Here is an 18142-nt window from a genome sequence, read left to right as displayed (position 1 = left end):
GGATGTAACCAGGGCGGCCCATGCAACGAACTACCAGCCAGGAGCAGCTGAACGCACGCGAAGCACAGCTGCGGATATTGCTGGTGCGTGGCATGGCAGGCGACGGTGCGGCTTATGCGCTATTCCTGAGCGACCTGAGCAGGCACTTGCGCAGCTTTTTGCACCGGCGGTTGATGCAACGCCCAGGGGAGGTCGAGGACCTGTTGCAGGAGGTACTGCTAGCTGTGCACAACGCCCGCCACACTTACCGTGCCGATCAGCCGTTGACCGCCTGGGTACACGCCATCGCGTGTTACAAGCTGGCCGACCATTTTCGTGCCTTCGCCCACCGTGAGGCGCTGCAACAACCGCTGGCTGAAGACGACGAACTCTTCGCCCGCGAAATACACGAGCCGGCCCAAGCCAGCCGCGACCTCGGCCGACTGTTGCAGGCATTACCCGACCGCCAGCGGCTCCCGATCATCCACGTGAAACTGGAAGGGCTGTCGGTAGCGCAAACCGCCCGTCTCACTGGCCTGTCCAGCTCGGCAGTGAAAGTAGGCATCCACCGCGGGCTCAAGGCCTTGGCGGCCATGATTCGAGGTAAGCGAAGCAATGAAAACCGATGAGCTGATTTCCTTGCTTGCTGCGGGCGACACAACGGTAGAAAAGCATGCCCTGAGCTGGCGTTTCGCCGTGGCCTTGTGCAGTGGCCTGTTTGGCGCGTTCCTATTGATGGCCGCTCTCTATGGCGTACGTGCCGACCTTGGCGATGTGATGCGCTTACCCTTGTTCTGGGCCAAGGTCGCGCTGCCCGCCAGCTTGGCGATACTGGCATTATGGCTGTGCAGCCGGCTGGCAAGGCCCGGCGTACGCGGCGGCGCCATCTGGTGGGCGCTGGCGCTTCCGGTGTCGCTGGTATGGCTTGGTAGCCTTGCGGTATTGGCTTGGGCCCCCGTTGGAGCGCGCGCCGAACTGATATTGGGGCATACCTGGCGCACCTGCCCGCTGAACATTGCGTTGCTGGCCGTTCCGGCATTTATCAGCGTGTTCTGGGCCCTGCGGGGCCTGGCGCCTACCCGCCCGCGCCAAGCGGGCGCAGGCGGCGGTTTGCTCGCCGGAGCGACCGGCACGCTCGCCTATACCTTGCACTGCCCTGAGATGGCGGTGCCATTCTGGGGGGTGTGGTATGTGCTCGGGATGCTGCTACCGCTAGTGGCCGGAAGTGTACTCGGGCGAAGGGTGCTGCAGTGGTAGGGGGCTGCATCGGGATGCCACAGCGCGTGCAACTATACCCAATCCACTTCACGACACGGCGCAAGCCAGAGGTGGGCTATGGAACGCTTCTGTCGTCAGACCTCGCCGCCACTCTTCCCGCGAGCTCGTGGTCATGCTCGCTTGGATCAGCAAGCCCTAACAATCGTTAGGTAGGTAGTTGACTTCAGGGGAAAGGAGGAATAGATTCAGTTCACCTAACGATTGTTAGGTAGATTTTTCTCTTCCTTCTGGAGCTGACCATGACCGCTAAACTGCATCTCTTCACATCTCCATCGGCTTTCCCCAACCCTCAACGCCTGCGTCTGTTCATGCACGAAAAGGGAATAGCGGACCTGTTCGAAGAAACGATTTATGACATGGCGCCCGGAGGGCAACAGCGCGGGTGGCGTCATCTCAATATGAATCCATGGGGTGAAACGCCCACGCTGGAACTCGCAGACGGAAGTTTCATTTCCGAAACGGCAGCTATCGTTCGCTATCTCGATCAGTCCTATCCGGGCCGCAAGATCATGGGCGAGACCGCCTTGGAGCAAGGGCTCGATAACATGTGGGATAACCGGGTCTGGGTGCATATTCTTTATCGGATAGTGACGGCGTTTCACGTGTTGCACACCGGGTTGGGCTTCAAGCTTGAACTGACGAAGAATGAGGCCTGGGGCGAGCACTGTCGCAAGGAAGCGTTAGCCCATGCGGCACTGGTCAATCGTCATCTGTCCGATGGCCGTGAATGGTTGTTGGGCGGCGATGCTCCGACCTTCTCGGACATCACTCTGGCAACTGCGATTGCATTCTCCAAGTTCCCGGTCAACGCCACCCCTCTGGATGAGCGTTTCGAGTTCATCGACGCCTATTGGAAGCGCTGGCAGAAACGCCCAAGCTTCCAGGCTGCCTATGCTGATCGGAACAGCGGAATTCCGGAACTGGATTCGCCGTCTGAGTGATCTCGTGCTGGGTGCGTGGAGTCGCTGGGACCGCAATGCATGGCGTTCCCGGCGGAGCTATTTCCAGGTCGGTGACAGATGCACAGGACGGCTACCTAACAAAAGGTAGGCTTTTGATCTAGCATGGCAATCTTCCGATCACTCGACCAAAGAACAAAGGCAAAGCAATGACGATCAACGCCCGGGAAGCCATTCTGCTGGCGGCGAGAAATATCGCCCAGTCCCAAGGCTACAACGGCTTGAACTTCCGCGATCTGGCCACTGCGGTTGGAATCAAGCCTGCGAGTATTTATTACCACTTCCCGAGCAAGGCTGATCTTGGCGTTGCTGTCGCCAGGCGGTATTGGGAAGACGGCGCTGCGGCACTCGAAGTGATCTCGCAGGAAACGCCAGACGCTCTCGATGCACTGCGTCGTTTCCCCGAGATTTTCCGTCGCTCTTTGGAGGCCGATAACCGTCTCTGTCTGGGCAGCTTTGTGGGCGCTGAAACCGACAATTTGCCGGCAGAGATGACTCAGGAAATTCAGACGTTTGCCGAGGTGAATGTGGCTTGGCTGAGCAAGCTTCTGGAAGCCGCGAACGTATGCGAGCCACAAGACAGTGAGAAGCGGGCCCGTGCGATTTTTTCGGCTGTGGCGGGTGCTCAGCTTATTGCCAGAAGCCGATCGGACATTTCGCTATTTGACACACTGATAGACACCTATCGTGCATACGGACCACTGCCAGCATAAGGGCTGCTATCGACCCATAGCCGTCGTCGAGTAATTGCCGAGATTGCTCAGAAGCGGCCAGCTCACATACTTTGTAAAAACGCAGACATCTTTCAAAACTAGGTGCTCGCTCGACGCAAACGCCCCAGAATGGGCAAAGGGCCCTATGCCCCCAGCAACTGCAGCTCAGGGCTGGTATCGGCGAACATGAACTGGTCCGCGCCCAAGTCGTCGCCATGGTCCCCACTCAGGACGATCTCGAAGCGTTGGCCGCTGCTGGTGGTGGTGAAGTCCTTGATATAGGTGCCCGCAGGGTGTCGGCATGGCGATCGTCCAGCCCGGTGAACCCCAAGCGGGACAGGTCAATCCCATCCCGGGAGGCTGAAAAGTCGGTGACGGTGAGGCGATGCCCTTAGCTAGCCCGGCAACTTCACGTCCACTGCCTACCGTATTACCCCAGCAATCAACTAGGCTCAGAGCCCGCGCTGCGTTTTCCTGTTTTCTCCATTCACTGCGAACGTGTCGCGGCAGGGAGAACGCTAATGGCGACACAATTCAATGTGAAAGACTACGGCGCCAAGGGCGATGGCGTCACCGATGACACCCAGGCGATCCAGGCGGCGATCAATGCCGCGGCGGCAGCGGGTGGCGGGCAAGTAACGATAGGTGCAGGGACCTTTCGGCTCAGCCCGAACGACGCGGCCGACGGAGGCTGCCTGCTGCTCAAAAGCGGGGTGGCACTGGAAGGGCTGAGCACTGAAGGCACGATACTCAAACTGGCGAGCGGCGTTACTACGGCGGCCGGCATCCTGCGGGCCGAGGGTAAAGGTGTGCAGGCCAGCCACTTGAGTATTGATGGCAACAGCACGGCGGCCGATTCAGGCGCCGTGGACGGTGTGGTCAGCGGCACGGTCAGCAATCTGCTGCTCGATGACGTAGAGGTGCACAACGCCAGTGGCTACGGCTTCGACCTGCGCAGCGGGGGCAGCACCGTAACGCTGCGAAACAGCAGCGCTCATGACAACATGAAGGACGGAGTCATAGCCAATGGCCTGCGCACTAGCGTGTTCGAGCACAACGTTTCCTACAACAACGTAGGCGACGGCTACCAGCTGGGCGGTACCCTGCGCGTGCTTGACAGCGACGGCTATGGAAACGGCGGCGATGGCATCCACCTGGTGGAAGGCAGGGCCACCGACACCGTTAAGGATGACCAGGTGGGCAATATCCTGGTCAGCGGCGGCGCCTTTTGGGAGAACGGCGATTCAGGCGTGCATATCGACACTGTGGATGGCTACCGAGTGACCGGTATCGACGCCCACGGTAACGATGTCAACGGGGTGCACAGCGACGACAGCAAGCATGGCGAAATCAGCTTCAGCAACGTCCACGAGAACAACGGCGAGGTCACTGGCGCAGAAATCCTGCTCACCGGTGTTGCTTCCATGCCGGCGCTGCGCGCGGAATATATCGACGTATACGGTAATGTCGTTACGGGCGGCTTCTGGACGAATTCCAACCTTGGCATTGCTGAAGGCTATGACGCGGGTGACAACAACCGCATTACGGACAATGTGATAAGTGAGGTTGAATACCCCACGCAGCAGGGGGGCATCCATAGCACAGTGACCGATAACCAGGCATTCATTCACCGTTTCGGCACGGCAGCAGCTGACAAACTGACAGGCACGCTCGCGCAAGACCTGCTGGTAGGAGGTACGGGCAACGACCGCCTGGACAGCGGGGACAATAACGACATTCTGGTCGGTGGCGCTGGCCGCGATTACCTCTTGGGCGGGCTTAGTGAGTACCAGCACGGCGACACGTTCCGATTTAGTGCCCTGACCGACAGCTACCGTACGGCAACCACGTCCCATGCTGATGTGATCGGGGATTTCAACCCTGATGACTGGCTCGACCTTACCGAAGTCGGCTTCACCGGCATAGGGGACGGCCACGGCAGCAGCCTCAAGGCCGTGTACAACAAAGCCCACGACCTGACCTACCTGAAAAGCTTTGACGCCGATAGCCATGGCAATCGCTTCGAGCTGGCGCTGCACGGCGACTTCACCGGCAGCACAGCACTGAACTCTGACGACTTTCGCTCACTGGTGAAGGGCGACGCGGCCGCCAACCTGTTGGAAGGTAGCAACTCGGCAGAAACGCTGATCGGGGGCAACGGCGCCGACACGCTTGTGGGCTACCACGGCGAAGACCGGCTCATCGGCGGCGAGGGCGCAGACCGGCTAACCGGCGGCAAGGAGAGCGACACCTTTGTGTATAAAGCCCTGACTGACAGCTGGCGCGGCGATAACGACGTCTTGATACACCGGGACGTTATCCTCGACTTCGACCTCAAGGGGAATGACAGCATTGACGTCAGTGCCCTGGGCTTTACCGGGCTGGGCAATGGCTATAACGGTACCCTGCTGTTCGAGTGGGACCCTGTCCCCGTGGGAATGGTACTTAGATCTATGGAAACCGACGCATTAGGGCGCCATTTCGAAATCAGCTTCAACAACCTCAACATCGAGTCTTTACGCTCCGATACAGCGATCATCTTTGCCCACCCTGACGGCTATGACAGCCAGCCCCTGCCTGATGGACTGTTGGCTCCACCAGAACCGGAGATGCCGCTAACGCTACTGGGCAGTGCAGCGCAAGCAGAGGCCGTGGTGTAACGCAGCTTCGGGCGACAGGGGTGACAAGCCTGTATGGCCTTCCCTGTCGCCCTGCCCGGACGGCTATTAGGTGGAGTCCGGCTTTTTCCTAGGCCACAGCTGCGGGCGGCATGGCACTGTCACCTAGCAACTGGAGCGGCTCGGCAGTGCCGCCATCGGTGAAGAGGATACTGTCGCTGTTCAGGGCATCGGTCTGGTTTGCGGAGAAACGAATCTGGAAGTGCCGCCCCTGCGCGTCGCCGTCAAGGTCGGTCAGGAAGGTCTGGTTGGTGGATTGCTCATAACTCAACCGCAGGGTGTCGGCATGACCATTGCCCAGCCCGGAGAATCCCAGGCGAGACAGGTCAATCACATCCCGAGAGGCTGAAAAGTCGGTGACGGTGTCCACGGACACCTGGCTCCCTGAACGGTAGCTATCGGTGACGCTCGCAAAGCGAAAAGTGTCCGCGCCGGAGCTTCCGACAAGCCGGTCAGCGCCCGTGCCGCCAATCAACAGGTCATCCCCCACACCGCCCGTCAGCCGATCATTGCCGGCGGCCCCTTTTAGCGTGTCATCACCCGAGAGCCCTTTGATCACATCTGCCGCGCTGGTTCCTGTAAGTTGCAGGGCTTCGTTGGGCGCGCTGCTGGTGACCTGGCCCACGGGCGCCTGGGCAAACACTATGTTGGCTGCGCCGAGCTCCGCCAAGGCGTCGCCGCCTATAGCAAGCTCGAAGTGATTGCCTCTGGCGTCCGTATCCAGAGATTTGAGAATCGACCGTGTTCCTGCGTCATTGATGCTCAACTTCAAGGTGCCATTGTGCCCATCACCAAGCCCGGTAAACCCCAGCGCAGAGACGTCGATAAGGTCACCGACCGCGCCATCAAAATCCATCAGGGTGTCGCGCCCTGGGTCGTCGCTTACGCTGGCACTGCGCAGGCTGTCACTCACGCTGCGATAGACAAAGGTGTCCGCGCCTTTGCCGCCCTCAAGCTGATCACCCCCGGCGTCACCGTAAAGAAGATCATCTCCACGGTCGCCCTGGAGATGATCACGCCCTGCAAACCCATGGAGGGTTTCAGCATCGACCGTACCCTTCAAGGTATCGCTGCCCGCCGTACCGATGAACAGGGCTTGCAGGTGGGCATCGGTCAACGCCCGGTAGTCGCCAGCGAGCGCTAGCTCGAAGCGGTCGCCTTGGGCGTCCGGATCAAGGTTTTTAAGGTAGGTGACGTCCTTGACTGCGTCATAGGTGATACCCACCGAGTCGCCGTGTCCGTTCCCGACATGGCTATACCCCAGCGCGGTCAAATCCAGGCGATCGGCGCGAAGGTCGAAGTCAAGTACCCGGTCGGCGTGGCTTTGGGTAGCGGTCCGGTAGCTGTCGTTGAGCGCGGTAAAGCGGAACACATCGCTACCGGCACCGCCGCTGAGTTGATCCGCCCCGGCGCCCCCCACCAGCACGTCGTCATTGCCGGCACCCAGCAGGCGATCAGCGCCTGCGTTCCCCTGCAAGATATCGCGGGTGAGGTCACCATTGAGCACATCGCCTTGGGACGTTCCCCGAATATGCACGAATTCCGTGTTCCCCCGGGCCCGCCCGTAGGGCTCATCCACCCCGACAATGTCGCCAAAGAAGTCATCACCACTGGCAACGTTATCGAACACCTGGATATAGCCGCTGCCAGACGCGTATAGACCGCTATGGTAGGGCTGTTCACCAACGATGATGTTGTCTCTTACCTTTACAGCATAATCGGGGTCAGATGAGGGAGCAGAAATATCACCGCTTTGGATTCTGATTTCAACGTCCGGGGCTTCCAGCGAGTTGCCGTGCACGGTGTTATAAGAAAGGGTGCCCAAGGAGCCGCCGTGAACCGTAATGCCGTAATTCACGTTCCCGTAGATCTCGAGGCCGTTGATCTCGAAGCCATCCACCTCGGTGAGGGCCACACCGTTCTGGTGGTTGCCGTGCACGCTGCCGCCGTCTACCCGCACATTGCCGGAACCTGCCGGTGAGGTCCCTTCGACCACATTGATACCTGCGACTGCATTGTCGTAGGCCTCGCTGTCCAGCAGCTGGACAGGGCCACCCAGGTTGAACCCCGACCCTTGGTTAGTATAAGAAATGGTGTCCTGGATAACCGCGCGTGCCAGGCCATCGGCAATCACGCCGTCGTCCCCGGTTATCGCCGCTATGCAGCCTTGCATGGTCACCTGGCCGCCGGCGTTGCGCAGGTCGAACCCATAGCCGCGGCTCCAGGTGGCTTCTACATCCTTTAGCTGCACATCACTGCTGTCTCCGCTTACCCAGCAGTCGACAGCGCCGAAGGCCTCGTCGCCCAGACCGTTGAGGGTCAGCCCGCTGACACTCACATGGTCGCCACCCCCCCGTAGCATGCCGGCTACATCCCCTTCGCCTTGTGCGAGCTTGATAATCGTCTTGCCCATGCCCACGCCCACCAGGGAGACGTTATCGCCCAGTAACAGGCAGCCACCTTGCGCGTCATCGCTGGCGCTAACCCGATAGGTACCTGCGGTAACGCTCACCGTGCCGCCTCCGGCCGCGGCTGCAGCGTCAATTGCCGCCTGGATGGCTTGCGTATCGTCAGTCACGCCGTCGCCGAGCGCGCCGTAATCCTTCACATCGTAAAATGAGGCCATAACTATCTCCCATGCCGCGAGCCGTTCGCAGTGGGTAGATAAGGCAGGAATGAACGAGCTGGGCAGCCTTGAGGGTAGCAGCGGAACTAGCTGTTTTTTGCATGTAAGACCGCCGGTGAATGAAAGCCGCCTGGTCCTTTTCCTTCAAACCCAACGGAAGACGGTATGGGCAATAGCGCGTGTGAGCCCGGTCAATGACGGGAACTGCGCGGGGTCTACCCTATTGGGTTGCGCAAGCAGCCGTTCAATCGTGGCCGCAGGCAGCGCCCATGCGGCGGTGCTGGCAGGCGCGGGCGTTACCACATCGCCCTCACGAACGGCTGCAATGGGTCGGTTAGCGCCCATGGCTCGCGATGACCATCCTTGTCTTCCCAAAAGAGGAGGACAAGCTATGAAAACGATTACGACCCACGTCCAGGAACCTTGGAACAAAGGAAAATTGGTCGGCCAGAAAGCCCCGCTGCGACTCAAAGATATCTGGGCCATTCGCGTAAGGCTCCAAATCGCGGAGGAAGCTCGTGATTTGGCTCTTTTCAATCTAGCCATCGACAGCAAGCTACGAGCCTGCGATCTGACCAAGCTTCGTGTACGAAACGTGGTTCATGGGCAGCATGTGTCATCGCGAGCAATAGTGATGCAGCAGAAAACCCAGCGACCTGTGCAGTTTGAGATTACGGAGCAAACACGGATTGCTCTGGAGGCATGGATACATCAAGCCCATCTCCACAGTGAGGACTGCCTTTTTCCAAGCCGGCTGCACGCCTCCCAGCATCTCTCCACCCGGCAATACGCTAGGATCGTCAAGGCGTGGATAAAGGCTATTGGCCTTGATCCAGCCCTGTAGGGTACTCACACGATGAGACGCACGAAGGCATCGTTGATCTATCGGAGGACGAAGAACCTGAGAGCGGTTCAGCTCCTGCTCGGGCATACGAAGCTTGAGAGTACCGTGCGATACCTAGGCATTGAGGTCGATGATGCTTTGGAGATGGCAGAGCAGACGGAGGTCTGACACGCTAGCGACAGTGGAGGTACGGCTGTCGCTATCCGACCCATAGCTGCCATTCACAAATGGGCCGCAACCGGCCAGAAGCAGCCGCTCAGATTGATGTATGGGGTGCGACTCGACATTACTGCCGCCCAGAACGATCTCTAGGAACGCGACCAATCATCGCAGTAACAATATTTTACATCTCTGGGAGAGATCTCTATGATCGGGCACTGGAGATGGCATTCCTCCACTTACCAACTGCTGCGCCCATAGCAGCTGATGATGCCTACAGACACCTGATCAAGACAGGGCTGTAGGCGTTCGCGCGTAAAATCCTCTTCTTGGTCAGGCTCACTTTCTTATGTGTGGCTGCCCCCATGTCAAAACTCAGAAAACCTGAACAGCTCGATCTGCTTCCTTACATCGGCAAATGGTTGGTGCTTGCCAGTGCCGTAGCGCTTCTGGCGGGATCGGCATCCGCGCTGTTTCTGTTCTCCCTCGATCACGCGACCCAATGGCGTGAAACCCATCGCTGGGCCATATGGCTGTTGCCCGTGACAGGCTTTGCGGTGGGGCTGGTTTACCACTTGATCGGCAAGCCGGTGGATGCGGGCAACAACCTGCTGATCGACGAGATTCACGACCCCAAAAAAACCGTGCCGTTGCGTATGGTGCCCCTGGTGCTTGCGGGAACTCTGATCTCGCATTTGTTTGGCGCATCGGTTGGACGCGAAGGCACTGCCGTGCAAATGGGTGGCGCGCTGGCCGATCAGATAACTCACCTGTTCCGCCTGCGCCGCGAAGATCGCCGAATCATGCTCATGGCGGGCATCAGCGCAGGCTTCGCTTCGGTCTTCGGCACGCCGCTGGCCGGAGCACTGTTCGGCCTTGAGGTGCTCGCTATCGGTCGCATGCGGTATGACGCGTTGTTCCCGTGCATGGTCGCCGCCATCGTCGCTGATCAAGTCGGGCTGCTCTGGGGCGTCGTGCACACCCACTACGTCATCGGCGAGATCGCGCCCGTGCAGGCCTGGACAGTGATGGCCGTGGTGGTCGCGGGCGTTGTGTTCGGGCTCGCGGGACTGCTGTTCGCCACCGCCACCCATACCCTCGGGGCGTGGATAAAAAAGCTGATTCCCTATTCGCCTTTGCGCCCTGTTCTCGGTGGGATAGTGGTGGCCACGGCGGTGTGGGCACTGGATGCCTATCAGTACGTCGGCCTAGGCATTCCGAGCATCGTCCAGTCCTTTGCAGCGCCCGTTGCGCCATGGGACTGGTTCGGCAAACTCGCGTTTACCGTCGCATCACTCGGCACAGGCTTCAAAGGTGGCGAGGTCACGCCGCTGTTCTACATCGGCGCGACGCTGGGCAACGCGCTTGCGCCGCTGCTACACCTCCCATTCTCGATGCTCGCCGGTATCGGCTTCGTCGCAGTCTTCGCCGGCGCCGCCAACACACCACTGGCGACCATCGTCATGGCCATGGAGCTGTTCGGCCCAGAGATTGCCCCACTTGCCGCGATTGCCTGTATCGCCAGTTATCTGGTGTCCGGCCATACCGGGATCTATCACGCCCAGCGCGTGGGCCACAGCAAATACCGCCATGCCCTACCGACTGATATCCGTCTTTCGGACATCAATAAATTTCACTCTCAGCGCAACGCCGTGAGCGCCTCGAAAAAAGTCGAGGAGGACGAACCAAAATGAGCAAGTCAGACCCCGATTCATGAAGTAACAGGGGGTCACCTAGGCCTGTTCGAAATGCCACACCCGAGCCTGCTTTCAGTGTGTACAAGTCCCAACGCGGCCAAGGCCATCGTTGCGACGCTGTCGCGGGCATCGAGGCGGCTACATGATTTTAATTAACGCTAGGCCTGCTTTGCCTTGAGAGAAGCGATGCAGGGGGATACGAACAGATTCCCTCGGTAAGCACCTATGGTGGTCTTCGCCGCCACCACCAACCACATTACCGCCAACACCAGCACTAAAATCACACCCAGAACGTCGAAAAATGCCAAGTCCAAGATCACGCCTAATTTCAAGGTGGTCACGGCGTAGACGCCTAAAGGAAATGTGAAGCCCCACCAGCCCAGGTTGAATGGAATACCACCTTTCGCATATCGAGCAGTGATAAGCAGTGCCAAAAGCATCCACCACAACCCAAGGCCCCAGAACAAAATGCCAGCGATCAGCCCAATCCCTGCTGCCACGGCTCCAACATTAGCCATGCCGTGAGCGGCAAAGATGGCTGGGGCGTCGCCGCCGATGACCAGCATGCCTAGCGCTCCTGTTCCAATAGGCCCCAGCGATAACCACGATGATGCAGCCATGTTCTCGTGAGGCAGTTTATGAAGCGCCAGGCGTAGCACCAGGATCACCAGAATGCTCAAGGCTACAGGGACGGAATAGGCCCACAGCACGTAGCTGGTAATCAGCATATTGAACTGCGCGCTCGCGTCGGCCAAATGTGGAGCGATCACCCCACCACTGGCGGCAGCGACTTCCGCAGCGACAACGGGAAGTAACCACACAGCAGTCATCTGGTCGATGCTGTGCTCTTGCCGCGTGAACATCATGAATGGAATGAGAACACCGCATGCCAGTGCCATGGCGACATCTAGCCACCACAGGCCATGGGCTAATGGTATTAGGGCATCACCCCAGGTCGGTACGCCATACTGCATCAAGCCGTTGATGATGGTTGCCAGCCCCATCGGGATCGTGCCGAAAAACATAGAGACGGTTGAATGACCGAAGATTTGCTTGGCTTCGTTGAAAAAGAAAACCCAACGTGCCGCGTACATAAGCGTAAAAGCACTGAAAAGCACAATGTTGAACAGCCAAAGTGCTTTTCCCGCGTATGACAGCAGCGCGATATCTCCTGGAAGCTGTCCTAACGCCAGGGCCAGGATGCCCGTACCCATCGTGGCGGCGAACCAGTTCGGGGTGAACTGCCGGATCGCTTCCCTTGGATTTGAGAGCGCCGACAGCGGCTGCCCTCCTTGCATTATTTTTGACAAGCTGATGTCTCGCATGGTGCCTCCACGGCGTACTTCATCGGAGCAGTGCCTACAGAATAGCGGCGTGAATTTATCTAGGAAAACGGGTAATTTCTCTATGTCATACCCACTTAATAGGTAAGTTCGTGAAGCTGACTCTCCGCCAGCTCGACATTTTTCGAGGCATCGCTCAGCTGGGCTCGACGACCCGGGCGAGTCTGTCACTGGCTTTGTCTCAGTCAGCTACGAGCGCTGCCCTCCAGGAGTTGGAAAGCGCGCTGGGCACCCAGTTATTTGATCGGGTCGGCAGACGCCTAGTGCTGAATGACAACGGGCAAACGCTTCTACCTCAGGCCATCCGGCTGCTGGAAGCGGCGGCACAAATTGAAGAAGGTTTTCAAACGGACACGACGGCTCGGATGAGGATCGGTTGCAGCACTACAATTGGCAATTACATCATGCCCCTGCTGATCGAACGTTTGGCTGCGCGAGCGCCGGGCATTCAAGTCGATGTCATCATGGGCAACAGTGCAGATATCGCCAAGCAAGCCGCACAGCTTTCGATTGATATCGGCCTGATTGAGGGGCCGTGCCGCCAACCCGAGCTGACGATTCGTCCATGGTTTGAGGACGAACTAGCGATCATCGCAGCCTCAAATCATCCCCTTGCCGCTCAGGAAAAGGTCACTTCAGACGACCTCAATGCCGCTACCTGGCTGATTCGCGAGGACGGCTCAGGAACTGCTGATGAGGTGCTTCAATGGCTACTTCCCTACCTTGGCGACTGGAGCGACGCTCGCCGGATCGGTAGCTCCGAAGCCATTAAGCGAATGGTCGTTTCCGGAATCGGAATAAGCTGTTTGTCTTACTGGGTAGTGAGCGATGCAATCGCGGAAGGTAAGCTGAGGTTGTTGAATCATGACCTGCCGCCTCATAAGCGACAGCTCCACATCGTGCATCACCGCGAAAAATTTATTTCTCGCTCTCTCGAAGTTTTCTTACGGACTGTGGAAGATTTCGAAGTGAGTGGAGCTGAAAGGCTCGAAATCACCTTCAATTCAATGTGAGTTTGCTGAACGCTTACTATGGTGGAGCGACAGGACACTCCTAACTTCACTGACATCGATATCAACCACTGAAGTCCTAGCCATATTCCCCTCTGCTGAGCCTGTTAAATCTCCTAAAATTCAGCTGACTGAATGGCAGCTATGGGTCGGTAGCGGCCTGTCAGGGCGATGGTAATTGGCCACAGCCCTTGGTGCCGGAACACTAGGTTATCCTTATACCCGCCCTCTGCACGTTGTTAGACCTCCTCCTTACGTCCATCGTCAGGCCAAGGCGGGCCAAGGCCCAGCCAAGCATCCACTCTTTGAAACCTTTGCTTCAACCGAAAGGCCGACCTTCCAGGCGCGTGGCCAGCTAGCGAGCGCCGTTGCACGGCTTGCGCAACCCCTACAGAAGTTTAAGGCGCATGCGGGACATGTCGCGCCGCCCTCAGGCCCCGTGCATACCTTCCATTTCCACTGCTCCTATCAGGGTTTGCACGGGGTGGGCGAATACGAAGTTGCCGGAACCCAACAGGCCGACGAGGTCGCCAAGGGCGGTGATCTCGAAGCGGTGCCCATCTGCGTCGACGTCCAGTGACTTGATGTAGGAGCGGCCGGTGTCGTTGCTGAAGGTGATTTTCACCGTGCCGTCGGTGCCGTCACCGAAGCCAGTGAACCCCAGTGCCGACAGGTCCAGTACATCCTTGGCAGGCAGAAAGTCGGTAATCACGTCATTGGCGCCTCTGTAGCTATCGGCCACGTGGGTGAAGCGGAAGGTATCCGCCCCGCTGCCGCCTGTAAGCTCGTCCCGGCCCGTGCCGCCGTCCAGTACGTCGTTGCCACCGCCGCCCTCGATGGCGTCGTTACCGCCTTTGCCAACAATCACATCAGGTTCACTGAACCCCACCAGCCAGTTGTTCGTGTCGGTACCAACGATTTGTTGCGGCACGCCTTGCACGTGGGCGGACGGCGCGAAGTAAAAGGCATTGGGTAGGTCGCTGCGTTCCGCGGAATCGAGTTCCGGGCCTTCAATACGCAGGGCGAAACGGCTGCCGTCGGCCTCGGCGTGCAGGGATTGCAGCAGGTACCCGCCGCTTGCCTCGGGGGTGAACTTGAGCGTGCCGTTATGGCCGTCGCCCAGGGCGGTATAGCCCAGCGCCGTGAGATCGATACGGTCCATACGGCCAATGCTGTCGTGGTCGGGGTCATCGTAGGGGCCGAAGTCGCGAATGGTGTCCGCTTCCGACACCCCGGTGCGGTCATTGACGAAGCTGTCACTGACCTGCTGATAAATGAAATGATCCGCTCCGGCGTTACCAATCAAAACGTCCGCCCCCGCCCCACCGTAGAGGCGGTCATTGCCACTGCCGCCGACGAGCCGGTCATTGCTGCCCTCGCCACGCAGCACAAGATCTGCGGTGCGGGCGGAATCGTTCAAGGTATCCGTGCCCGCAGACCCTTGGTCCGAGGCGGTGAATTCGTGGCTGCCCAACAAGCCGCGGTAGTCGCCTGCCAACGCCACCTGGAAGCTCTGGCTCGGCCCGGACGTTTCCAGGCTGCGCAGGTAGGTCAGGTTGCTGTCGGCGTTATAGCTTAGCGCGACCGTGCCGTTGAGGCCGTTCCCGATGCCGTACAGGCCGAGCGCGGTAAGGTCGAGCCGGTCTGATTGGGGCAGCAGGTCGGTGATTACATCGAACGTCTGGGCGGAGCCGCTGCGGTGGCTGTCGCTGGCCTTTTCGAACACGAAAGTATCTCGCCCGGCACCCCCGGTAAGGGTGTCGCCCCCCGCGCCGCCGTCCAGGCGGTCACCGCGCGCACCGCCGCTGAGGGTGTCGTTGCCGCCCAGGCCGAACAGCGCCATTGCGCCCGTAGCGCCGCCAAGTGTGTCGTCTGCTTTAGTGCCATAAAGGCGGTTTGGTGCGCTGGAGTTGTAGGCAGTCGTCCCTACGCCGCTGCCAGCGCTGTCGAAACCGCTGAGAGTGTTGTCGTGGATGGTGTGAAATTCCCGTGCGGCGTTTCCGGTTTCGGAAATTCCGACCGTTGCGTTGCTGCCCCCGGTTAATGAATTGCCAGAGATGTGCAGCCGGTTATCGGCGGCATGCGGCTTACCGGCGGCATCGACGTAGTCTGTAGCCTGAATTTCTCCAGCATTTGCGCCCTGAACACCGGCCTGGAGGTTGTTGGCCAGTACGTTATTCTGGATATAGGCGCCCGCCGTACCCTCCAGCAGAATGCCCGCGCCACCATTGTCGTGAATGGCTACCCCGATGAAGTAGGGGATAAGCAGCCGATCCACTATCCCGGCACCTCCATTGCCTGCCACTACCCCGTACTCCAGGGAGCCTTGCGCCGAACGCAGTGCATCGGGGATTTTCTCTAGCACAATGCCGTTGCCGATGTTGTTCAGGGCGTTGTTATTGTAAAGGTCGGCACCCGCAATATGCAGGTCGAAGCCATCCCCGCCGTTTTGCGCGGCGGTGTTGTCGTTAAACGCCGGGCCGCCGGTGTGATCAAAGGGCGTACTGATCAAGCGGGTCGCGAAACCGTCGCCGCCGTTGCCGAGCGCCACGCTGTCCTGAACGTTCAGCCCGAGGGTCTGGCCGCTGACCAACAGGCCATCGCCGCTGCACTGATAGAAGATCACGCCGCTGACGGCCAGGTCACGGGTATGGGCTTCAAGGTCCGCTTCGTTGCCGCTCACCAGGCCATGTACGGTGCCGCTGGTTCTGCTTGAGTTGCCGTCGATGGTCAGGTTCTGGACGCTGGCGCCGAGGGTGTCGTTAGAGGCTGAAGTACGGACGATGCCATCGATGTCCTCGGCGGAGCCGTTCGCCAGGCTCAGCGCAGTGAACGACTGGCCCGCCCCGGCGAGGGTCACATGGCTCCTGAGGGTCAGGCAGGCGCCGTCGACGTTTGCCCCGCTGACGATGTAGGTGCCCTTCGGCAGGTACACCTCGCCGCCGCCGGCCTCGGCCGCCGCGTTGATCGCGCGCTGGATAGCGTGGGTGTCGTTGGTGGTGGCGTCGCCCTTGGCGCCATAGTCGAGCACATTGAAAATCGTGGCCATGACCGTATACCTGCAGAGCCGCAAAGGGCCAGTGAAGGCCCGGCCTCGACCGCCGGGCATTGCCTGCAAGCAGCGTGCGCCTGGCGGCGCTGGGTTTTTCGCCTGGAAGGCGGTGGGCTTACTCTAGAAGAGTTGAGGGGTGGTAGAGGGATACTGGACAAGCGGGGCCGTGGACCGTGGGCTGGCTGGTCCATAGTAAGTCTTCTATTTCGGTCATCAGGCTCGCAGGGTCCAGCGGTACTTGGCGACCTGGCGTTCGTCGGCGGCGACGTCGGGGCGGCGTTACAGCTAAAGGCGATCACCGGAGCAGGGCACAAACCTCTATCAGCAGCGATCGGAGCCACTGATGCCCTGGGTCACGATGCGTGCGTTCATGCCAGGCAACACTTTTACCGAACCCCTGAATGTGCACGGGCGGCTCCATAATGATCAGGTCGTCTCGATCCAACACGAGGCGGCGCGGCACCACGGCAATCAGGTCGCTCACTTTCAGTATCTCCGGGAGCACCAGGAAACTGGTGACCGAAACGGTAACCCGCCGCGTTTTTCCGACCCTGGCGAGCGCTTCATCCGTCACCCCGTGAAAGGCGCCTCCAGCGGGCGATACCAGTACATGGTCCAGTGCGCAGAAGCGCTCGAGCGTGAGTGCTTCTGCTGTGGCGTCCGGGTGGCCGGCCCGCATCACGCAGACATAACGCTCTTCGAACAACGCATGAGCATGCAAGCCATGCCCGGTGACGTCCGGCGTTACCAAGGCCAGATCCACCTCCCCGCGATCGAACTGGGCAAGCAGCGCCTGGTTATCGACCGGTTGAACAGCCACCCGGATGTTGGGTGCCTGCTCCCTTACCGCGCTTAGAAACGGCACCACAACGGCACGCAGCGCATAGTCTGTAGAGGCCAGCGTAACCGTCATCCTCGCAGTTGCCGGATCGAACGCCTGCGGTTGCAGCAGGCTTTCGATGTCGCTCAGCAGACGCTTGACCGGTTCGGCCAGTGCCAAGGCGCGGGTTGTTGGCACCATGCCACGTTGCGCACGCACAAACAAAGGGTCGTCAAAGCTCTCCCTCAGCCGTGTAAGCATGCCGCTGACCGCGGGCTGAGTAAGCGCTAAACGTTCTGCAGCGCGGGTGACGTTGCGCTCGTCGAGCAGCACGTCCAAGGCTTTCAACAGGTTGAAGTCCAGCCGTCTGATATCAGCGTTCATTATAAATGAGATCAAATATGGCGATTAGCGTGATTTCAAGCTACCAGCCACTATGGCGCCAGTCCATCACTACGAGTTACTAGCATGCATGAGATCGTTTGGCCTAAAGGCTACCTGCCGGGCTTCACTGAGAATTTTGTCTCTAACGAAGTGATCGTGGCCGGCTTGAGCGCCGCCGATGTGTGGCCGCTGTTGAGCGTGGCCCCTCGGTGGCCTACGTACTATGCCAATTCAGCAAACGTCCGTTTCCATGAGGGTAAGGGGCCCGAGCTGGCCGAGGGTGTGCGCTTCTACTTCGAAACCTTCGGCTTCCCTGTCGAGGCTCAATGTACTGAATATGTGCCCCCGGCCGATGGTAAGCCCGGCCGCGTGGCTTGGCATGGCTGGGCCGGAGAAGGGGATACGCGCCTAGACGTCCACCACGCCTGGCTGGTCGAGGACCTCTCGGGAGGTCGAGTGCGCATACTCACCCAGGAAACCCAGAAGGGCAAACCTGCCGAAGAGTTGGCCAAGGCCAGGCCCAACCCGATGATCAACGGCCATCAAGACTGGTTGGACGGGCTTGTAGCCGCGGCGCATAAGGGCAAGCTGGCGTAGCAA

Annotated in this window: 12 protein-coding genes, 1 pseudogene and 1 riboswitch; of the genes and pseudogenes, 9 read left to right on the top strand and 4 right to left on the bottom strand. The window is 59.4% G+C overall.

Features of this window, described 5'->3' with window-relative positions; translation table 11 throughout:
• The first annotated feature begins 20 nt into the window (after nt 1–20).
• The 5 genes from G7016_RS08680 to G7016_RS08660 all read left to right on the top strand — a co-directional run bounded on the left by G7016_RS08680 (nt 21) and on the right by G7016_RS08660 (nt 5589).
• Nucleotides 21–608: a sigma-70 family RNA polymerase sigma factor gene (locus G7016_RS08680; protein WP_181112801.1), complete on the top strand. Its 588-nt coding sequence runs from the start codon at nt 21–23 to the stop codon at nt 606–608.
• On the top strand, nt 595–1236 hold the full coding sequence (locus G7016_RS08675; RefSeq protein WP_181112799.1) for a DUF1109 domain-containing protein: 642 nt from the start codon (nt 595–597) through the stop codon (nt 1234–1236). Before G7016_RS08680 ends, G7016_RS08675 begins: the two co-directional genes overlap by 14 nt.
• Nucleotides 1237–1496: 260 nt before the next feature.
• Complete coding sequence (locus G7016_RS08670) at nt 1497–2198, top strand: glutathione S-transferase family protein (protein ID WP_181112797.1); 702 nt, start codon at nt 1497–1499, stop codon at nt 2196–2198.
• A 167-nt stretch (nt 2199–2365) separates the two neighbouring features.
• Nucleotides 2366–2929, top strand: coding sequence for a TetR/AcrR family transcriptional regulator (locus G7016_RS08665; protein WP_181112795.1), 564 nt, complete (start codon nt 2366–2368; stop codon nt 2927–2929).
• Between the two features lie 521 nt (nt 2930–3450).
• Nucleotides 3451–5589 (top strand): glycosyl hydrolase family 28-related protein, encoded by a 2139-nt coding sequence (locus tag G7016_RS08660; protein ID WP_181112792.1) that lies wholly within the window; start codon nt 3451–3453, stop codon nt 5587–5589.
• Nucleotides 5590–5677: 88 nt separating this feature from the next.
• Here G7016_RS08660 and G7016_RS25360 read toward each other — a convergent pair whose 3' ends face one another.
• Nucleotides 5678–8233, bottom strand: coding sequence for a M10 family metallopeptidase C-terminal domain-containing protein (locus tag G7016_RS25360; RefSeq protein WP_181112790.1), 2556 nt, complete (start codon nt 8231–8233; stop codon nt 5678–5680).
• A 391-nt stretch (nt 8234–8624) separates the two neighbouring features.
• Here G7016_RS25360 and G7016_RS08650 point away from each other — a divergent pair.
• Together G7016_RS08650 and G7016_RS08645 are read left to right on the top strand one after the other, a co-directional pair.
• Nucleotides 8625–9245, top strand: a pseudogene (locus G7016_RS08650) (tyrosine-type recombinase/integrase).
• Between the two features lie 202 nt (nt 9246–9447).
• Nucleotides 9448–9520: riboswitch (Fluoride riboswitch) on the top strand.
• A gap of 81 nt (nt 9521–9601) precedes the next feature.
• Nucleotides 9602–10930, top strand: coding sequence for a voltage-gated chloride channel family protein (locus G7016_RS08645; protein WP_181112788.1), 1329 nt, complete (start codon nt 9602–9604; stop codon nt 10928–10930).
• A 161-nt stretch (nt 10931–11091) separates the two neighbouring features.
• On the opposite strand, the gene G7016_RS08640 is transcribed toward G7016_RS08645, so the two are convergent.
• A complete protein-coding gene (locus G7016_RS08640) occupies nt 11092–12258 on the bottom strand; it encodes a TDT family transporter (RefSeq protein WP_181112786.1) in 1167 nt (388 codons plus the stop codon).
• Nucleotides 12259–12368: 110 nt separating this feature from the next.
• Between G7016_RS08640 and G7016_RS08635 the strand changes: the two genes are divergently transcribed.
• Nucleotides 12369–13289, top strand: a complete 921-nt coding sequence (locus tag G7016_RS08635; protein ID WP_181112784.1) for a LysR family transcriptional regulator — start codon at nt 12369–12371, stop codon at nt 13287–13289.
• Nucleotides 13290–13716: 427 nt separating this feature from the next.
• Here G7016_RS08635 and G7016_RS25355 read toward each other — a convergent pair whose 3' ends face one another.
• Both G7016_RS25355 and G7016_RS08625 read right to left on the bottom strand, forming a co-directional pair.
• The gene (locus tag G7016_RS25355) at nt 13717–16335 is read right to left on the bottom strand and encodes a calcium-binding protein (RefSeq protein WP_308812148.1); all 2619 of its coding nucleotides are present in this window, start codon (nt 16333–16335) and stop codon (nt 13717–13719) included.
• Between the two features lie 298 nt (nt 16336–16633).
• The gene (locus G7016_RS08625) at nt 16634–17542 is read right to left on the bottom strand and encodes a LysR family transcriptional regulator (RefSeq protein WP_181112780.1); all 909 of its coding nucleotides are present in this window, start codon (nt 17540–17542) and stop codon (nt 16634–16636) included.
• 84 nt (nt 17543–17626) lie between these two features.
• On the opposite strand from G7016_RS08625, the gene G7016_RS08620 reads away from it, so the two are divergent.
• Entirely contained in the window at nt 17627–18139 is a 513-nt protein-coding gene (locus tag G7016_RS08620) for an SRPBCC domain-containing protein (RefSeq protein WP_181112778.1), read from the top strand.
• Nucleotides 18140–18142 lie beyond the last annotated feature (3 nt).

The organism is Pseudomonas japonica (assembly GCF_013522925.1).
GTDB classification, from domain to species: domain Bacteria; phylum Pseudomonadota; class Gammaproteobacteria; order Pseudomonadales; family Pseudomonadaceae; genus Aquipseudomonas; species Aquipseudomonas japonica_A.
Note: the sequence above shows the minus strand (reverse complement) of the source record. Positions and strands in the feature narration are given on the sequence as shown.